Origin of the sequence: Paraburkholderia sp. CHISQ3 (assembly GCF_030464945.1) — a bacterium.
In the GTDB taxonomy this organism is placed as follows: domain Bacteria; phylum Pseudomonadota; class Gammaproteobacteria; order Burkholderiales; family Burkholderiaceae; genus Paraburkholderia; species Paraburkholderia megapolitana.
In genome coordinates this window covers 393,962-411,223 of the sequence record NZ_JALPRG010000003.1, presented here as the reverse complement: position 1 = coordinate 411,223, position 17,262 = coordinate 393,962, and the positions used below count along the sequence as shown (strand labels likewise).

The following is a 17,262-nucleotide window of genomic DNA, read 5'->3' as shown; positions in this document are numbered from 1 at the left end:
CCAGGTATGCGCCGGGTTGTATATCCGGCACCTGACGAGACATCAAACAAAGGAGAAGTCAGCATGCCCCCGCCACTGCTCCCCGTTATCACCGCCTTTGAACGGTCGCCCGATCGCGGCAAGGGACTCGCGCGTGACATGCGGGTTCGCTGGGCGCTTGAAGAAGCGGGCCAGTCTTACGAGGTTCGTCTGGTGTCCTTCAGCGCAATGAAGGAACCCGCGCATCGAGCGATTCATCCCTTTGGGCAAATCCCGACCTATGAGGAAGGCGAGCTTGCGCTGTTCGAGTCGGGCGCGATCGTGTTCCATATCGCGCAGTCTCATACCGGTCTGCTACCCGACGACGCCCATGCCCGGGCCCGCGCGATCACATGGATGTTTGCAGCGCTCAACACGGTTGAGCCGCCGATCCTCGATCTCCAGACCGTCAAGTTCCTGGAACGCGACAAGCCGTGGCAAGGGGAGCGCCTGGCGATGGTCATCGATCGCATCCGCGGCCGGCTAGGCGAGCTGTCCGATCGCCTTGGTAATACCGACTGGCTCGATGGCGCGTTCAGCGTGGGCGACCTGATGATGATCGCTGTGCTACTCCGGTTGAAACCATCGGGCCTGCTGGACGAATTTCCGACACTCTCCGCCTATGTCGCCCGCGGCGAGGCGCGCCCCGCGTACCAGCGCGCTTTCGCCGCTCAACTGGCGGTTTTCAACGCCCAGCTGCCGACCGGCTGATGTAGCGGCTCTGCACAATCTGCCGGATTCGTGGTGGTCGCCCATATTTATACCCGGATTTAATTGACAATGTTTTCACCCGGGTATAAATTAACTCATCGCTGCCTGGCCCGAGGACATGTGCGATCACGCAATCGCGCCCGCTTTTGGCGCTGGTGACGATGTGTGCCCTACGACGCCCGGATAGAAGGACTACCAACATGACCACACTCGACTTGAATTCCGGCGCCGGAGCGGCCGTGCCCGATGAAGTCGACCTTATCGATCTTCCCGTCACAGGAGCGATTCCGCAGGATCTCAACGGTGTACTGCTACGCAACGGACCCAACCCTCTGCGTGGCCGCTTCAAGGGAAACGACGTGCTGGACTGGTGGCCCGAAGATGCCATGCTGCATGCCATCTCGTTGCACGACGGCCACGCAACGGGTTACAGGAATCGCTGGGCTCGTACAAAACGGTGGGCTGACGTATATAACCCCGATGCCTCACCGACCCTGCTCGATACGAATCCGAACGTGAATGTGCTCTTCCACGCGGGCGAAATACTGGCATTGTCTGAGGGCGGCCCTCCACTTGCCATGACAGCCGAACTCGAAACATTCGGCGCAACCCGTTGTCATCCTGGGCTGGCAAACGGCATGACGGCCCATCCGAAAATCGACCCGGAAACGGGTGAACTGATGAGCTTTCGCGCTGACTGGAAGAAGCCGTTTTTGCGCTATGCCGTGACGGACGCGAGCGGTATGCCGGGTGTCGACATCGAGATTGAGATGTCGTCGCCCTCGATGATGCACGACATGGCAATCACTGCTACCCGCAGTATCTTTCTTGATCTTAATGTCGGGTACGACTTCTCGATGCTGTCGAGAGGATATCGAATGCCATTGCGTTGGCGCGACGACCATCAGGCGAGGCTCGGGATCATGCCTCGCCATGGCGGCGAGCTGCGCTGGTTTGACATAGCGCCGTGCTTTATCCAGCACGTGCTGAATGCGTACGACGCCGACGAGGCGACCGTTGTGCTGGATGCGATTCGATATCCCCGATATTTTCGTCTCGCTGATGGAGGGTCAACATTCGAGACCGCTCCATTGGGCATTCCGTGGCGCTACGTCATCGACCTCGACAACGGAACCGTGGCGGAAAGACAAATCGCGGATATCCATATCGAACTGCCTCGCATCAACGAAGGACGAACCGGCCGTCCCTATCGATTTTTCTATGCCGCGGAACAACCGACCAATACCGAATTTCGCGGTGTCGTTCGCTATGATCTCGAGTCCGGTTCACTACAGCGATATAGCGTTCCCGAAGGTGACCAGAACAGCGAACCGGTCTTCGTGGCGCGCCCCGGCGCCTCTGTCGAAGACGATGGCTGGCTGCTCGTATGTGTCTATCGCCAGGCAACGGATACCAGTGATCTGGTCATTCTCGACGGCAAGAATATAGACAACGCTCCGATCGCAACGGTACATCTGCCCAGGCGAATTCCCGCTGGATTTCATGGGGCCTGGTTACCCAATGATTACCAGGTCGCTGCACCCAGTTGAACGAATTTCGCCGTCCTTCGGTAGTGACGAAGCACAGTCAGTTCACAGCATCGGCGTCGGTGCATGCGCGCCAGACCTGCGCCACGACCGGGTCTGCCGGATTCATGGTGGTCGCATCGAGGAACAGGTTCGACGGCTGCAACTGTGCGGCGGACCATGTCTGCCCGACGACGAAGCGCTTCGCGATGCGACGTGCCTTGCGGGCAAACGTCACCCGTTCGAGCCAGCCCGCATCGAGCGCGTGGCGCGCGAGCCAGATGCGCGCGGATTCGACCAGTTGCGCATCCGTTGATGGTGTGTCGTGAAGTACGACTGCCGCCAGTTCGCTCACGGCCAGATAGCACAGCAAGGCTGCTGTGGAATGGGCGCTGAGTTCAGCGGCAGACGGTAGCTTGCCGGGTTCATTTGCATCCGGAGTCACGGGCACTCGCTCAGACCTGCAGGACACGGCCGTCCGGGCCGATCTTGCGGGGCAGCATGGGGATGGCAGGCACACCGCGCTTCTTCGGCGACTGCGCCAACGCCTGCGCGGACGTCGGCGCGGACTCGCCGGGCAGCGTGGGCTCGGTCACCCGTTTGGCCAGACGCGGCACCGACACACCGGCATGCGACCGCGTACTGCGAGAAACACGCGGCACAGGCGGATGCGCACGCGCCTCCGGCGGATTCCAGATTTCGATGTAGGTCTCCGCATGGACGACCGAGGCCGCGCCGAAGAGTAGCGTGGTCAGCGCAATAGTGCGGACATACATGATTCGCTCTCCATTACCTTGTGTCGTTCAATTCCTGCTGACCTGGATGAGTGCCGGAAAGTAGCAGTTTGCCGTTCCGGTTTTCGGTGTAGGATACTGTACATATATACAGTGATTTTTGCAATCAGCCGATGCCTTCTTCTCCCTCCGCGTTCGCGTCTCATCCGGAAGACCTGCATCCGTCGCTCTGGCGGGCGTCGCAGCTCGCGCGCCACCATGCGCGCACGCTCGACACCGGCTACGCCGCGCTCTCCGCGGAACTACCCGGCGGCGGCTGGCCGGTCGGCGCACTCATCGACCTGCTGGTCCAGCAGGCGGGCGTCGGCGAAATGCGGTTGCTGGCGCCGGCGCTCGGTGCGACCGGCGGCATCAGCGGCATCGGCAACAAACGCCCCATCGCGCTGGTCCGGCCGCCGCACGTTCCGAACGGCCCCGGGCTCGACTATATCGGCGTGCCGCTCAGCCGGCTGATGCTGGTCAAAGCGGCGAAAACCGTCGACGCGCTCTGGGCCGCCGAACAGATCCTGCGCGCCGGCAGTTGCGGCGCGCTGCTGTTCTGGGGGCAGCACGTGCAGACGTCGTCGTTACGGCGGCTGCATCTCGCTGCGCAGTCGTCGGACACGCTCTTCGTGATGATCCGGCCGCTGGCGGCCGCGAAAGACGCTTCGCCCGCGTTGCTGCGACTGGCCCTGCGCGCTTGCGGCGACGGCCTGAGCGTCGACATCGTCAAGCGACGAGGTCCGTTGCGCACCGAACCTCTGTCGCTTCCCCTTCAACCCACACCGGTACTGTTTTCCCGCCATGCGCGTACTGCTCGCCGTCCACTTGCCCCGGTTGCAGCTCGAGGTCTTCAGGCCGAAGTGGCTGCCTGAGCCGGCGCACGGCTGCGCGGTACTGGAGCAGGACCGGGTACTGGTCGCCAGCCGCACGGCCCGCGCGGCCGGTATCCGTCCCGGCATGAAGCGCGGCGGCGTGCTCACGCTCGCGCCCGGCGTCGAGATGTTCGAGCGCGACGTGGCGCGCGAACTCGACGCGCAGCGCGCCGTCGCGGTCACGCTGATGCAGTTCTCGCCGGAGGTCGCGCTGGTCGAAGAAGCCACGGTCATCGTCGATATCAGCGCCAGCCTGCGGCTCTTTGGCGGCGTGTTGAATCTGTGCCGCGCAGCGAAGGCGTTGCTGACCACGCTCGGCTTCAGCGCGCGCGTGAGTCTCGCGCCGACCGGCCAGGGTGCGTGGCTGCTCGCGAAGCGCGGCAACCGCCGCCTGCTGAAAATGCGCTCGCTCGAACGGCACCTCGCCACCGTGCCGCTATGGTCGGTCATCGAAGTGCGACCGTTCGTCGACTGGTTTGCCGGCCTTGGCTGCGAAACGATTGCCGACGTGCGGCGGCTGCCGCGCGCGGGCCTGCAACGCCGCTGCGGCGAGCACCTGCTCGATTCGCTCGATCGCGCATTCGGTACCGCCCCCGAACTGTTCGACTGGCTCGACTTGCCGCCCACCTTTTCTGCCCGCATCGAATTGCCGGATCGTCTCGAACATACCGAAGGCGCGCTCTTTGCCGCGCATCGGCTGGTCGTGCAGCTATGCGGCTGGCTGTGCGCGAAGCAACTGGCGGTGACCGGCGTGCAGTTGCTGCTGGAACACGAGCGCGGCCGGCTCGCCATTGCCCCTACTGTCATCGAAATCGCGCTCGGCGAGCCGGCATGGCGCGAAGACCATCTGCTCCGTCTGCTCCGCGAACGGCTCGCGCGCCTCACACTCGAGGCGCCGGTCATCGCGTTGCGGCTCGACGCTGCCCAGGTCCAGGCCGCCGAACCGCCTTCGGGCACGCTCTTCCAGGAACCGGGTGGTTCGGCGGAAGATCATGCGCGGCTCGTCGAGCTGCTGGCGGCGCGCCTCGGCAACGAGAACGTGCTGCGCCCCATGCCGGGTGCCGATCATCGGCCGGAAGTCGCCAACCGCTGGGTGCCGCTTGGCCAGTCGGGTCAAGCAGGTCAGCCCATGCCGTTACCCGCCGGGCTACCCCGCCCCACATGGCTGCTCGAAACGCCAGTGCAACTGCTGATGCGCAACAATCGGCCGTTCTACGGCTCGCCGCTGAAAATGGCCTCGACCGGCGAGCGCATCGAGGCCGGCTGGTTCGACGAGCAACTCGTCAAGCGCGACTACTTCGTCGCCCAGGCCGACGACCAGTCGTGCTACTGGATCTATCGCGAACTCATCAGCAGCCGCGACGAAAACGATCCGCACTGGTTCCTGCACGGACTCTTCGGATGACATGCGATGAATCCAGTTGTCCGCCCCCTGCCGGCCTATGCCGAGCTGTTCTGCCTGTCGAATTTCTCGTTCCTGCACGGCGCATCGCATGCCGATGAACTCGTGGCACGCGCCGTGCAACTCGGCTACGCAGGACTCGCCATCACCGACGAATGCTCGCTGGCCGGTGCCGTGCGCGCACACGTCGCCGCAGAAACCGCGAAGTTGCCGCTCGTCATCGGTTCGTATTTCCGGCTCGTTCATGCCGACGGTTCGCCGGCATTCGGGCTGATCCTGCTCGCGCAGAACCGCGAGGGCTACGGCAACCTGTCCGAGCTGATCACGCTCGCGCGCACCCGCGCACCGAAGGGCCAATACCGGCTGACGCCACAAGACCTGTCGCGCCCTGACCCGCAGTACGGTCACCTGCGCGGCATGCCCGATTGCCTCGCCATCCTCGTACCGGAATTTCCGGCGCAGGAAGAGCGGCTGGATGCACAGATCGAGTGGCTCGACGAGACGTTCCCGGGTCGTGCCTGGTGCGGACTGATCCTGCATCAGCGCGCCATGGACGACATCCATCGCGGCGCGCTCGAATATGTTTCGCAACAGCATGGCGTGCCGGTCGTGGCACTCGGTCATGTCGTGATGCACGTGCGTTCGCGCAAGCCGTTGCAGGACACCATGACGGCGATCCGCGTGGGGCGCCCGGTGCACGAATGCGGCTACGATCTCGCGCCGAATGCCGAACAGCATCTGCGCGCGCGTCTGCGCCTCGCGCTGCTGTACCCCGAGGCCGCACTCGAACAGACGCTTGCCGTCATGGCGCACTGTACGTTCTCGCTCCGCGAGGTGCGCTACGAATATCCGGACGAACTGATCCCCGACGGTTTCACGCCGACCTCATGGCTAAGGCAAGAAACCTATGTCGGCGCGCACGCGCGCTTCCCGTCGGGCATCCCCTACGACGTGCAGGAGAAGCTCGAATACGAACTCGAACTGATCGCCAGTCTCGAGTACGAACCGTTCTTCATCACCGTGTACGACATCGTCCTGTATGCGCGCAGCCAGAACATCTTGTGCCAAGGGCGCGGCTCCGCGGCGAACTCGCTGGTCTGCTTCTGCCTTGGCATCACCGAGGTCGATCCGAACCGCAGCAGCATGCTGTTCGAGCGTTTCATCAGCAAGGAGCGCGGCGAGCCGCCCGACATCGACGTCGACTTCGAGCACCAGCGGCGCGAAGAAGTCATCCAGTACATCTACAACAAATACGGCCGCGACCGCGCGGCCATCGCGGCGGCCGTGTCGACCTACCGTCCGCGGGGTGCGCTGCGCGAAACCGGCAAGGCGCTTGGCGTCGATCCGCAGATCGTCGATGCGGTCGCGAAGACGCATCACTGGTTCGATAGCGGCACCGAGCTGCTGAAGCGCTTCGAAGAGTCCGGGCTCGATCCAAGCGCGCCGATCATTCAGTCGTGGGCCTCGCTTGCTGCCCAACTGGTGGGGTTTCCGCGCCATCTGTCGCAGCATTCGGGCGGCTTCGTGATCAGCCGCGGCAAGCTCACGCGGCTCGTACCGGTCGAGAACGCCGCGATGGCCGAGCGCAGCGTGATCCAGTGGGACAAGGACGATCTCGAAGCACTGGGCTTGCTGAAAGTCGACGTGCTGGCGCTCGGCATGCTGTCGGTGATCCGGCGCGCGCTCGATTTCGTCTCCGAGCAGCGCGGCGAACGCGTCCAGATGCGCGACATCCCCGACGGCGACGATCCGACCTTCGACATGATCTGCAAGGCCGACACGATGGGTGTGTTCCAGATCGAATCGCGCGCGCAGATGTCGATGCTGCCGCGACTGAAGCCGCGCACGTACTACGACCTCGTGATCGAAGTGGCGATCGTGCGGCCTGGGCCGATCCAGGGCGGTGCGGTGCATCCATATCTGCGACGGCGCCAGAAGATCGACACGGTCAACTACCCGAGCGAGGCCCTGAAGGTCGCACTGGAACGCACGCTGGGCATACCGATCTTCCAGGAACAGGTGATGCAGGTCGCGGTCATCGCCGCAGGCTTCACGCCAGGCGAAGCCGACGAACTACGTCGCGCGATGGCCGCGTGGAAACGCAAGGGCAATTTGCAGAAGTATTACGACCGCATCGTCACCGGCATGCTCGCGCGCGGCTACGAACGGACGTTCGCCGATGCGATTTTCGAGCAGATCAAGGGCTTCGGCGAATACGGCTTTCCCGAAAGCCATGCAGCAAGTTTCGCGCTACTCGTCTACACGAGTAGCTGGCTCAAATGCCACGAGCCCGAAGCGTTCCTGGCCGCGCTGCTGAACAGCATGCCGATGGGGTTCTATTCGCCGTCGCAACTCGTGCAGGATGCGCGGCGGCATGGCGTCAAGGTGTTGCCGGCCGATGTGACGATCAGCGGCTGGAATGCCTCGCTTGAAGCACATGGTTCGGAATTGAGGCCGGCGGTGCGGCTCGGACTGTCGCTGGTGCGCGGGATGCGCGACGGCGCGGCCGAACGCATCGAGAATGCGCGTGCGGTACGGCCGTTCACGAGCGTGATCGATCTCGCCCGGCGCGCGCAGCTCGACCGCCACGACCTGCACGTGCTGGCTGATGCGAACGCCCTCGCCTCGCTGGCCGGCAACCGGCGCGAAGCGCTGTGGCAATCGGTCGCCGCCGTGCCGGATCGCGACATGCTGGCCGCCGCGCGCACGGAGGACGAGACGCCGCAACTGGGTACGCCGACGGAGGCCGAGACCGTTGTCGGCGATTACCGCTCGGTGGGGCTCACGCTCGAGCGACATCCGCTCGAACTGCTGCGGCCAACCCTGCACGCGCAACGGCTGATGCCGGCCGCAACGCTGCGCACCTATCGCAACGGCCAGCTGGCGCGCGCCTGCGGCATCGTGACGGGACGACAGCGACCGGGCACGGCCAAGGGCGTGATCTTCATGACGATCGAAGACGAAACCGGCAACGTCAACGTGATCATCTGGCCCAACCTGCTCGAAAGGCAGCGCAAGGAAACCTTGAATGCATCGCTGCTGGCCGTCTACGGCACATGGCAATGCGAAGGCGAGGTGCGACACCTGATCGCTAAACGACTCGTCGACCTGTCGCATCTGCTTGGCGGACTGGCTACGGTCAGCCGCAATTTTCATTAACAGACTGCGTCTGGTGCTGAATACCGGTTGCCGAAAGAACGCACTGGTAAATGCAGAGGTTTCCCTTTTCCTATGTCTTTCGGCGTAGTTCACCCCGCTATGTGAATCGACGTACTGTGTTACGTGCCGCGATAAAAACATTCATAAAAATCCGGCCAGCTCACGAAACCAGTTAGCGGGGTGTAAAAATGTATTCGAGGTTTTTGGTTTTGCTGCGGTACGCGTTTGCTTGTGGGACAGTCACGATCGCCACTTTATCCACCGCAGCAAACGCTCAATCAGTACCGGGTGCAATAGCGCCTGAGCTGGCAATGTTCTATAGAGCGAGTTCCTATCCCGCCGGTATTGCGCCTTCCGAAATTGATATCGACCAAAGCCCTGGTTCGCTTGGTTTTCTGAGTCCGGGCGTGACGTGGGCGTTGGGTAGCGGTGGTTCGATGTCCGCTGATCCGTTGAATCCGGGTTCCACGGTCCTCGCCAGCCAGGCGTATCTGGTTATCAGGAAACCCTCTCAAGCCAGTTTCCTGCTCTGCTATTCGGCGCTTAACATGGCTAATAGTCGTCAGAGTAATTTCGATTGTTATACAGGCACTGGCGGACTAGGAACGCCGACACGGGCGGAGTCTTCGACAATCGTGAACATCATGAAGCAGGATTTTCAGGACTTGGCCGTGCAACTCGCGGCCGCGAACCCACGATATGGCATCAAGGATGGCCGCGATCGTGGCAAGGTGGTGTTTAGATGTCCAGCAGGCTATGTGGCTAACCTGAACGCAAAACTATCGATGACTTCCGGCGCGAACGATTGCGTCACCATGTTCACGTGGCCAGAGCTGGCGATGTCCTACAGGGTGTGGTCATACCCGATCGATATCGCGCCGTCGGAGATCAATGTCAACCAGAACCCTGGTTCACTGGGTCTTCTCGATACGGGCGCAACATGGGTGCTCGGTAACGACGGTTCGATGTCGGCTGATCCGTTGAATCCGGGTGCTGTGATCGTCGACGCCCAGTCATATCTGGTTGTCACCAAACCCTCTCGTGTCCGTTTCCTGCTCTGTTATTCGGCCAGCGACACGTCCGGCAATCGCCAGAACAACTTCGGCTGTTATACCGGCACGGGCGGACAGGGCACGCCGACTCAGGCGGAGTTTCCGATCATCGTGAACACGCTGAAGCAGGACTTTCAGGACTTTGCTGTGCAACTCGCGGCCGCAAACCCAAGATATGGCATCAAGGATGGCCGCAATCGCGGCAAGGTGGTGTTTAGATGTCCGGCCGACTATGTCGTAAACTCGACGGCGACGTTGTCGCCAACGTCTGGGGAAAATTCCTGTATGGCCGCGTCCGGTCCAACCAGCCCTTCTGTGAAAAAATGATCCAGCACGATGATACGCAGCGCCCCATCAGCATCCTGGTTGCGTCGCCGATCTACAACGACCAGTGTTACGGCTCGTATACCCACTCGTTGTTGCAGTTGCAGGCTGCGTTGTATCAACGCGGTATAGGCTTCGAGTACGCATGGACGAAAAGCTCGAGCGTCATCACGATCGCCCGCAATCTGCTGAGCAACTGGTTCCTCAAGCGAACCCACTGCTCTCACTTGCTGTTTATCGATGCCGATATGGTCTTTCGCAGCGACGACGTGCTGGCGCTGCTGGACGCCGATCTGGATGTGATCGCTGCGATGTGTCCTCGGAAGGAAATCAACTGGCTGAACGTTGCATCGGCGGCACGTGCCTATCCGGACATGACGCCGGGTGAACTGGCCAAGGTGGCGGGTTCATATGGAACGTATCAGCTTAAACAACCGGGCCAGGGGTTCAGCGTCGAGAAACCCGTGGAGGTCGAGGGAATCGGCACAGGAATCATGCTAATCAAGCGGCATGTTTTCCTGGCTATGGCCGATGCATATCCCAACGAAGTCATGACGTCTCCAGATCGCGCCGGCGGTAACGAAACCATCCATACGTTCTTCGATATCGGCAAGAACGAGCGTGGCGAGATGTTGTCGGAAGATCTGTTTTTTTGTAAGCGTTGGCGCGACATGGGTGGGGCTGTTTATGGAGCGCCGTGGTTTGAGGTTGGACACATCGGCAGTTACGAGTTTCGCGGCAGTTTGTCGGATATTGCAGCTGTGCAGGGGATCGCATAAGCGGGATCGCCTGGAGCGGTTCAGACCGAAGTGCCTGACACGCTCCATCGAGCATCAGGTATCAGGTATCGAACGGCTTGATATCGAGGATCGCGGCAACGCGATGCAGGATGCCTGCACGCCGCCAAGCGATGAACTTTGCATAGCAGGTCTGCTGCGGTGGGAAATGTGCCGGCAACCGGTGCCATTTCTCACCGCTCTGGTGTACCCAGAGAATCGCATCGAGGATCTGACGGGCATCGCGGCGCGGGCGGCCACGCGCTGTCACGGGTTCTGGAGTGTCGAAAAGAGGTTTGACGCGTATCCAGTCCGCGTCTGACATAGGGATTTCAATCACGGGGCTTATGGGAGCTTATCGGGATTCAACGCTGCGGCATCGCGGGTGATGCATGCGATGCGCACAGCCAACGCACCGGTGTTAGCCGATGTTCAATCGAGCAGTAGTACCGCTCATCGCGCCGCAGATCAACGCAGCGAACACGATGAAGTTGCTCATGAGGTAGTAAGAGTAAATATTATTCTCGAACGCCAGCCGCATCAGCAATGCCAGGACAACAAGCAGCCATTGGGGATTACGACGAATTACATGGCGCAGCAAACGGATCAGATTGAAGACGACCAGCAGCAGAAAGATAGCACCTAGATCGACAAGCATGAGGATGAAATCGTTATGCGGCATTGCGCCGTTCCACACATCTTCGTAGCCACCGATCCCATTGCCAAACATGGTTGGCCACAGACCCTGACGGGCCACATAGAACGCATACACGAGGTACGCATAGATGCGCCATGTGAACGATCCCTGTTGATCGCTCGCAAGATGCGTGATACCCCCAGAACTCTGGGCGGTTTTGAAAAGCTGCATCCATCCGCCATCGGCAATCAAGACGACGGGCGCGACGATCTTGTCGTAGATCGCGGCGTTGAACAGTGACAACGCCACCAACGCAGTACATAGCAACACAACACCCATGATTACCGGAGATGCCAGCCGACGGACGGACACCTTGCGGATACGCAGAAAAACCGTCAATGAAAGCACCATTGCGCCGGTCGATGTGGTAAGGCAGGCAACCGCGACGAAGAGCGCCTTTAGAATTGGCCCCTGCCGCTTCGAGTTAGTCTGGGATAACACATAGTTGATCGGCAACAACATGATCAGCACATAACTTCCAAGCAGATTGGCATGTTCGAAATTCCAGAAATCGCGCGAGGCGGTAAGTCCCAGCGCGGCGGAGATCGCGTAGTTTACCGAGAAACAGATCAGAAATTCGACAAGCAGCAACTTGAATACCCGGCTCATCTCGCTGCCCGTGATCTTGCGCCCGAGACTGTAAAACAGCATCGCGAGCAGCGGTAGGGTCAGCAGTTTGTAGGCGATCGGGTTTGTCGCATCGCGATACAACTCGGCAATCACAAACGCCATAAACACCACAGACCAAAAGACGGTACGACGACTCGCGTACAACGCTGGACCAAATGCGAGCACCAGCACGATCAGCGTGCCATTGAAAGCGATAAAGGCAACATCGCGAGCAGGCATAAAAAAGTCCATCATGAACTTTACTGACATCGCCGCGAGAACCAGGTAATAGCCTTTCGATCTCATGGTTTCTATCTACCGTTCGCATCGCGTCTGTAAAGCGCGACATCACCGAAATCCATGCTCCGGCTGCCAATATCATCAGGTTCGCTAAACCATAGCCATTTATAGATACCAAGCTTCAGATAGGCCTCGTTATCGTGGGCATAGGCATTGCCCTTCCCATGCTGGACGTATACCGGCACTCCGTCCTTGTACAGCTCCGTGACGCTCGACTGACCGGTACTGTCGGGAACATAGTGCAGGCGCCAGCATACCTGGCGCCCGAGATCACCCGGCAATGAACCAAACCGGAATACCTGCAGAGATCCTTTGGCATCTGAACGCACATTCAGCTCGTAGTGCTGGTTGTATGTCAATAGAGCAAACGGCGGTGATCCCGAAGCGCTTCCCTGGTGAATCTGCGTGATGATTTCCGGTTGATGGATATCAAACTTGAAATCGACCGGTAGCAATGTTGACCATTCGAGCACGTAATCTCGTCCGCTCTCGAAACGAACGGCGCCTAATGAGACTTCTGCGCGCGGTGTCCCATTCGCTACTTTCGAAAACGAATCCGACCGATTCATCTCAACATGCAGCATCGCTGCACCGGTTGCTCTTTCCCTCCGGACAGAAATCGATTGCGTCGATGGGCCTTGCACCCCTGCAAAGGCAGGGATACCCTCTTCCCATTCAGCATTCATCACCCTCTCGTAACCAGCCAGCGATGTCGAGACGCAACCAGCAACACTAGCGACGCTGTACAAACCAAGCAGAGCGACAAGTAGCTGTTTCATTTCAGCCCCCTCGCGTTGAACATTGCTCTCGTCATCATCCATGCAAACCGGGCGTTAGTGGTCAGATAACGTCTCCACATCCGCCGCGGTTCCTGCCATACCCGGTATAGCCATTCCAGACCGGAGGCCTGTATCCACGTGGGCGCGCGTTTTACGTCACCGGCGACGACATCGAAGGTTCCTCCGACGCCCATCACAAACGACACACCCAACTGGTCGCGCCATCGATTGATAAACGTCTCCTTCTTCGGCGATGTAATTGCAACAAACAGCAGACGCGCCCCTGACTCGCGGATCTTCTCGACCACGGCCGCTTCGCCCTCCCAAAAATACCCATGCTGAAAGCCAGCGATGATTAGCCCTGGATACTGGCGCTGGACAATGTGTGCAACCCGCGCAACGACGTGCTCTTTCGCACCGAGCAGAAACACCGGGTGTCCTTGTGCACTCGCCATTGCCAGCAGGTGGTCAAAAAGATCGACACCGGTCACTCGCTCTGGCACGTCGAAGCCAAGCAAGCGCGCACCCCAAACGACTCCCATTCCGTCCGCATTGACGATATCGCATGCGTTGACGGCGTCCGCAAGTTCCTTGTCGCGCTGCATATGAACCAGCTTGGCGACGTTCACAACCGAGTGCTGTGTGAAAACGCCGGACTCGATTCGATTTCTGATTAGCATCACCGTTTCGCTCATTGTCATACAGTCGATGCTGGCGGAGAAAAATCGGATTGTGCGATCACTTATGATCATGACGATCTCTCGTGGATTTATCGGTTTTCGACTTTGTCACCATGTCGTAAATGACACGAACACGTTGTGCGACGTCGGTTGATAGATACCCGGCTTCGGCAAGCCGCTCCGGTCCGTTGGTACGCTCTCCGGGTGCCATGACCTCGCGTAGCGCGGACGCGATCAGCAGAGGATCCCTATGTTCGACAACGCGGCAGTGCCTCACTCCTTGCAATAAATGAGGCACATCACCCACCTCCACCGATACGACGGGCAAGCCGCACGCCATCGCTTCCTTGATTGTCTGCGGGGAACCTTCGCGTTTCGATGTCATCACGAGCGCGTCCGCCTGTTGCAAGAGATCGCGCACCTCGTCTCGACTCATATTCTCGATCCGGCGTTCGACAATCACATCCGTACTGATGATGCGGAGTCGATCAAGCACGGACGCAAACAACGTGTAGTCCTTTTCCGGTCGCGACGCAGACGACGGGAAGATCACTGTTTTGTGTGTCGGCGAAGTCGGCTTCTTCGCGAGAGGTCTGAATAGCGTGTCATCGACTGCGCAAGGAATCGTCACACACCCTGGCGAAACCGGTTCGATGACGTCGCGGATCTCATCGCTGACCGCAATGCAAGTGTGCGCAAAACGCACTGCGACGCGAGTAATCCAGCGCAGAAGAGCACGACCGAATACATCAGAACCATGTAGCGTGATAACAATCTTCGAATTCGTCAGTGATCGAACGATCGGAGCAGACCATGCGGTCAATCCAAAGTGGTAGTGAATTACGTCGTACCGTCGGCTACGCAGGCGTAACAGGATCTCAAACAGAGAGGACAGATAGGCCCAACGGCTCAAAAACCCTTTGACCACCAGTACATCGACGTCAATGCCCGAAAGACGACGTAACGCTTCGACCTGCTCTGAAACGAACGTTCCCTGGCTCGGTTGAGACGAGTTTTCATTTGCAAACATATTGGTGACGATCAGAACATTCATAGCAGCTTCCTGAACGCCTCCAGATACTGGTTGGCAACGCGTCGTTCGTCGAAATGCGCAGCAAGTGCTTCACTTCCGTTTGCGAACTGATCGCTCTCCAGCAGTGTGCTAATCGCACTCGCAATCGAATTCACGTCATGCGTCGCTGCGATACCCCCGCCATTCATCTTCAGATAATCACGAATGGGGCCAGCCGGTGAAATTGCCAGAATGGGTTTTCGCATCATCGCGTAGTCGGCAAACTTGCTGGCAAGAAAAGGGCTTTCGTCCATCTCAGCTTCAATCACGACGAGCGCGCGTGCTGCATGCCCAATTTCATGGGCCAGCACAGGATCAACTTCACCGACAAAGTCGACGACGCCACTGCATTCCAACTGCCTGCATGCGAGACGAAAGGAAAGATCTACGTCGCCGACAAAACTGAATCCCGAGCACTTCGCAGTCGGGCCGATAGCTCCACCCAGACTCATGATCGCGTCGACAAGCTGGGGTATCGCGCGCTCACGGGTGATCTTTCCGATATGAACGAAACGCGAACCATAGCGAGCGATCAATTTTCGATCGATCTGCCTGTCAGAAGCAGGTGTCCCAATGTGAGCAACTACGTCGCACCTTGGTAAAACCCTGCCTGGCCATGTCCTCGCGAGCCTACGCACCGATGCTTCATTGCTATAGAGCGCGCCACGTGCCGATGTCAGCACCTTGGCGAGCGCGCGCATCTGTATTGCCTTGAGCACACACGAAAGCCGGGTTCGGTAGGGATACGGTGTGAGCGCCAACGGCCAGAGATCGCTGAAATAGGCAAGCCAGCGGTGGCGCAAGGACTCGGGCAAGTGCAACCCAATCAGATGGACCCGGAACGGTGTCGATTGAGTAAGCACGACGTCGGGCTCGAACGTCCGACTTATCTCTATGGCCTCTCTGGCCATTTTACGAACCCAGTCGGAACCTCGGTGGATCGAATCGAACTCGTAACGCAGGCGGCGGTGCGCTCGCGCCACGAAGCTTCGTACTGAAGACTGCGGTCGGCTGGCAACATGCGCGACCGGATAAAGGCGTGGTTCAGGTGACATATTTTGAACGCCACACAGGACCTGTACCTCATGTCCCGCACCATGAAGTGCATCGGCGACCTTCGTCGCTTGCAACGCTTGTGCGCCCGTTTCCGGAGCAAAGTGCTCGCAGATGATCAAGATTTTCATCTTCACCACTTTCAGAGAAACCATGCCGTCACACCCACCACCGACACGCATCCTAGTGCGCCAAGTGAAGGAAGCAACAGATTGCCAAGGTGGACTCGTTGTACGCGAATCGTAAGAAGCAGAACCCACGCCAGATACAAAACCATCTCAGTTGTCACCGCCGCGGTCATCGCACCCGATACGCCAAACTTCGATCCAAGCGCCGCGAAAAGCGCACCACCCGTGCACAACGAAAAGACCTGCCCGACTGTCCTAAGCCGTGCGAGCCCCGCAGTCTCGAGTGCGTGGCCAAGCGGTGTCGACATGCTTTGGATCAGGATTACGCCCGCACCGATCAGCACGGCCGTCTTCAACGCGAGTTGATAATCCGGATCGCCCGGGTGTCCGAGCACCACGACGATCAGCGGCGCCGAAAGCACAATCGTCACTGAAAGCGCTAAACCGACTGCAAGCAAAAAGATCACCTCTTTGAACAGAAGATCGGACCACACATGCCATCGCCCCTCCCTGGTCGCCTGAAAGAGCTTGGGATAGAAGGCCTGACCGATGCTGCCTGGGATCGTGTACAGAAACTGTGGGACACGTGACGCCAACGCAAAAGTTCCAACCACGGCAAGAGCCGCGTTTTTCTCAAGGATCAACACGCCGATAGTTGGCGCCAACATGTACAGGAAACCCGACAATAGATACGCGTTGATTCCGCTTGCCAGTCGTGCTGCGAAATACTTCATGCGTCGCAAGCTGATCCGAAAGGAGTGGATCGGGATAGCTCGGATACCAAACAGGCCACCAGTCATCAAACCAACTCCGTAACCCAACGCGATTACACTCACGCGCTCGGATGAAGGAACTGGCACCAGCATCGCCACTGATACGCATACCATCTGCATCAATGCTGCGGCGACCCGGGCACGACACAACGCTCCCGCATTCGAGCGCGAAAGCAGTACCCCGGTCACCCAGCTCGTGAGCATCAGGCCAAACACACCCGGCGCAAACATCAACTCGATGCATCGACGTGTTTCCCCGGCCAGATTCAAAGATGAAAGCGTCGCGAATCCTGCAATACACACGATTACGAAGAGTGCACAACGCATATAGAACGATGTGAGCGTGCATTCTCTCCAGTCAGGAGTTCCGCCAGCTACTTCTCTCAGATAGGTATTCTGTAGGCCCAGCTCGCAGAAGTAACTGGCGAAAGAGATAACAGCAATTGCATAGGAGAATGCACCGTACTGTTCGACGTGCATCAGTTTCGCCACCGCAATCGTCAATGATGCAAAGACGACACGAGAGAAAAGATTGCCCATCACGATAAGACTTGC

General features: G+C 59.3%; 16 protein-coding genes. 7 read left to right on the top strand and 9 right to left on the bottom strand.

Translation table 11 applies throughout. The annotated features are described in order from the left end of the window. Positions 1–63 precede the first annotated feature (63 nt). Both M0D65_RS08850 and M0D65_RS08845 read left to right on the top strand, forming a co-directional pair. A complete protein-coding gene (locus M0D65_RS08850) occupies positions 64–729 on the top strand; it encodes a glutathione S-transferase family protein (RefSeq protein WP_266252316.1) in 666 nt (221 codons plus the stop codon). Between the two features lie 200 nt (positions 730–929). After that, positions 930–2,279, top strand: coding sequence for a carotenoid oxygenase family protein (locus tag M0D65_RS08845; protein WP_266252315.1), 1,350 nt, complete (start codon positions 930–932; stop codon positions 2,277–2,279). A gap of 37 nt (positions 2,280–2,316) precedes the next feature. Here M0D65_RS08845 and M0D65_RS08840 read toward each other — a convergent pair whose 3' ends face one another. Both M0D65_RS08840 and M0D65_RS08835 read right to left on the bottom strand, forming a co-directional pair. Then, complete coding sequence (locus M0D65_RS08840; protein ID WP_266252314.1) at positions 2,317–2,700, bottom strand: hypothetical protein; 384 nt, start codon at positions 2,698–2,700, stop codon at positions 2,317–2,319. A 10-nt stretch (positions 2,701–2,710) separates the two neighbouring features. Continuing rightward, positions 2,711–3,031, bottom strand: a complete 321-nt coding sequence (locus tag M0D65_RS08835; protein WP_266252313.1) for a hypothetical protein — start codon at positions 3,029–3,031, stop codon at positions 2,711–2,713. Positions 3,032–3,162: 131 nt separating this feature from the next. On the opposite strand from M0D65_RS08835, the gene imuA reads away from it, so the two are divergent. The 5 genes from imuA (at position 3,163) to M0D65_RS08810 (ending at position 10,619) form a co-directional block, all read left to right on the top strand. Then, on the top strand, positions 3,163–3,903 hold the full coding sequence (gene imuA, locus M0D65_RS08830; protein ID WP_266252312.1) for a translesion DNA synthesis-associated protein ImuA: 741 nt from the start codon (positions 3,163–3,165) through the stop codon (positions 3,901–3,903). Continuing rightward, complete coding sequence (locus tag M0D65_RS08825) at positions 3,833–5,308, top strand: DNA polymerase Y family protein (protein WP_266252311.1); 1,476 nt, start codon at positions 3,833–3,835, stop codon at positions 5,306–5,308. The genes imuA and M0D65_RS08825 overlap by 71 nt, the downstream gene beginning before the upstream one ends. Before the next feature lie 6 nt (positions 5,309–5,314). Beyond that, entirely contained in the window at positions 5,315–8,464 is a 3,150-nt protein-coding gene (locus M0D65_RS08820) for an error-prone DNA polymerase (protein WP_266252310.1), read from the top strand. A 311-nt stretch (positions 8,465–8,775) separates the two neighbouring features. Next, positions 8,776–9,843 (top strand): hypothetical protein, encoded by a 1,068-nt coding sequence (locus M0D65_RS08815; protein ID WP_266252309.1) that lies wholly within the window; start codon positions 8,776–8,778, stop codon positions 9,841–9,843. Then, entirely contained in the window at positions 9,840–10,619 is a 780-nt protein-coding gene (locus M0D65_RS08810; protein WP_266252308.1) for a hypothetical protein, read from the top strand. Before M0D65_RS08815 ends, M0D65_RS08810 begins: the two co-directional genes overlap by 4 nt. Positions 10,620–10,680: 61 nt before the next feature. On the opposite strand, the gene M0D65_RS08805 is transcribed toward M0D65_RS08810, so the two are convergent. From M0D65_RS08805 to M0D65_RS08775, 7 genes are all read right to left on the bottom strand, one after another. Further along, positions 10,681–10,941 (bottom strand): transposase, encoded by a 261-nt coding sequence (locus M0D65_RS08805; RefSeq protein WP_218161333.1) that lies wholly within the window; start codon positions 10,939–10,941, stop codon positions 10,681–10,683. Positions 10,942–11,037: 96 nt separating this feature from the next. Next, positions 11,038–12,228 carry a hypothetical protein gene (locus M0D65_RS08800; RefSeq protein WP_266252307.1) on the bottom strand — a complete coding sequence of 397 codons (1,191 nt, stop codon included), beginning with the start codon at positions 12,226–12,228 and terminating at the stop codon, positions 11,038–11,040. Between the two features lie 5 nt (positions 12,229–12,233). After that, positions 12,234–13,043, bottom strand: coding sequence for a heparin lyase I family protein (locus M0D65_RS08795; protein ID WP_266252306.1), 810 nt, complete (start codon positions 13,041–13,043; stop codon positions 12,234–12,236). Continuing rightward, positions 12,998–13,753 carry a WecB/TagA/CpsF family glycosyltransferase gene (locus tag M0D65_RS08790; RefSeq protein ID WP_266252305.1) on the bottom strand — a complete coding sequence of 252 codons (756 nt, stop codon included), beginning with the start codon at positions 13,751–13,753 and terminating at the stop codon, positions 12,998–13,000. Before M0D65_RS08790 ends, M0D65_RS08795 begins: the two co-directional genes overlap by 46 nt. Further along, positions 13,740–14,735 (bottom strand): glycosyltransferase family 4 protein, encoded by a 996-nt coding sequence (locus M0D65_RS08785; RefSeq protein WP_266252304.1) that lies wholly within the window; start codon positions 14,733–14,735, stop codon positions 13,740–13,742. Before M0D65_RS08785 ends, M0D65_RS08790 begins: the two co-directional genes overlap by 14 nt. Then, the gene (locus M0D65_RS08780) at positions 14,732–15,961 is read right to left on the bottom strand and encodes a hypothetical protein (RefSeq protein ID WP_266252303.1); all 1,230 of its coding nucleotides are present in this window, start codon (positions 15,959–15,961) and stop codon (positions 14,732–14,734) included. The genes M0D65_RS08785 and M0D65_RS08780 overlap by 4 nt, the downstream gene beginning before the upstream one ends. Continuing rightward, the gene (locus tag M0D65_RS08775; protein WP_266252302.1) at positions 15,949–17,250 is read right to left on the bottom strand and encodes a lipopolysaccharide biosynthesis protein; all 1,302 of its coding nucleotides are present in this window, start codon (positions 17,248–17,250) and stop codon (positions 15,949–15,951) included. The genes M0D65_RS08780 and M0D65_RS08775 overlap by 13 nt, the downstream gene beginning before the upstream one ends. Positions 17,251–17,262 lie beyond the last annotated feature (12 nt).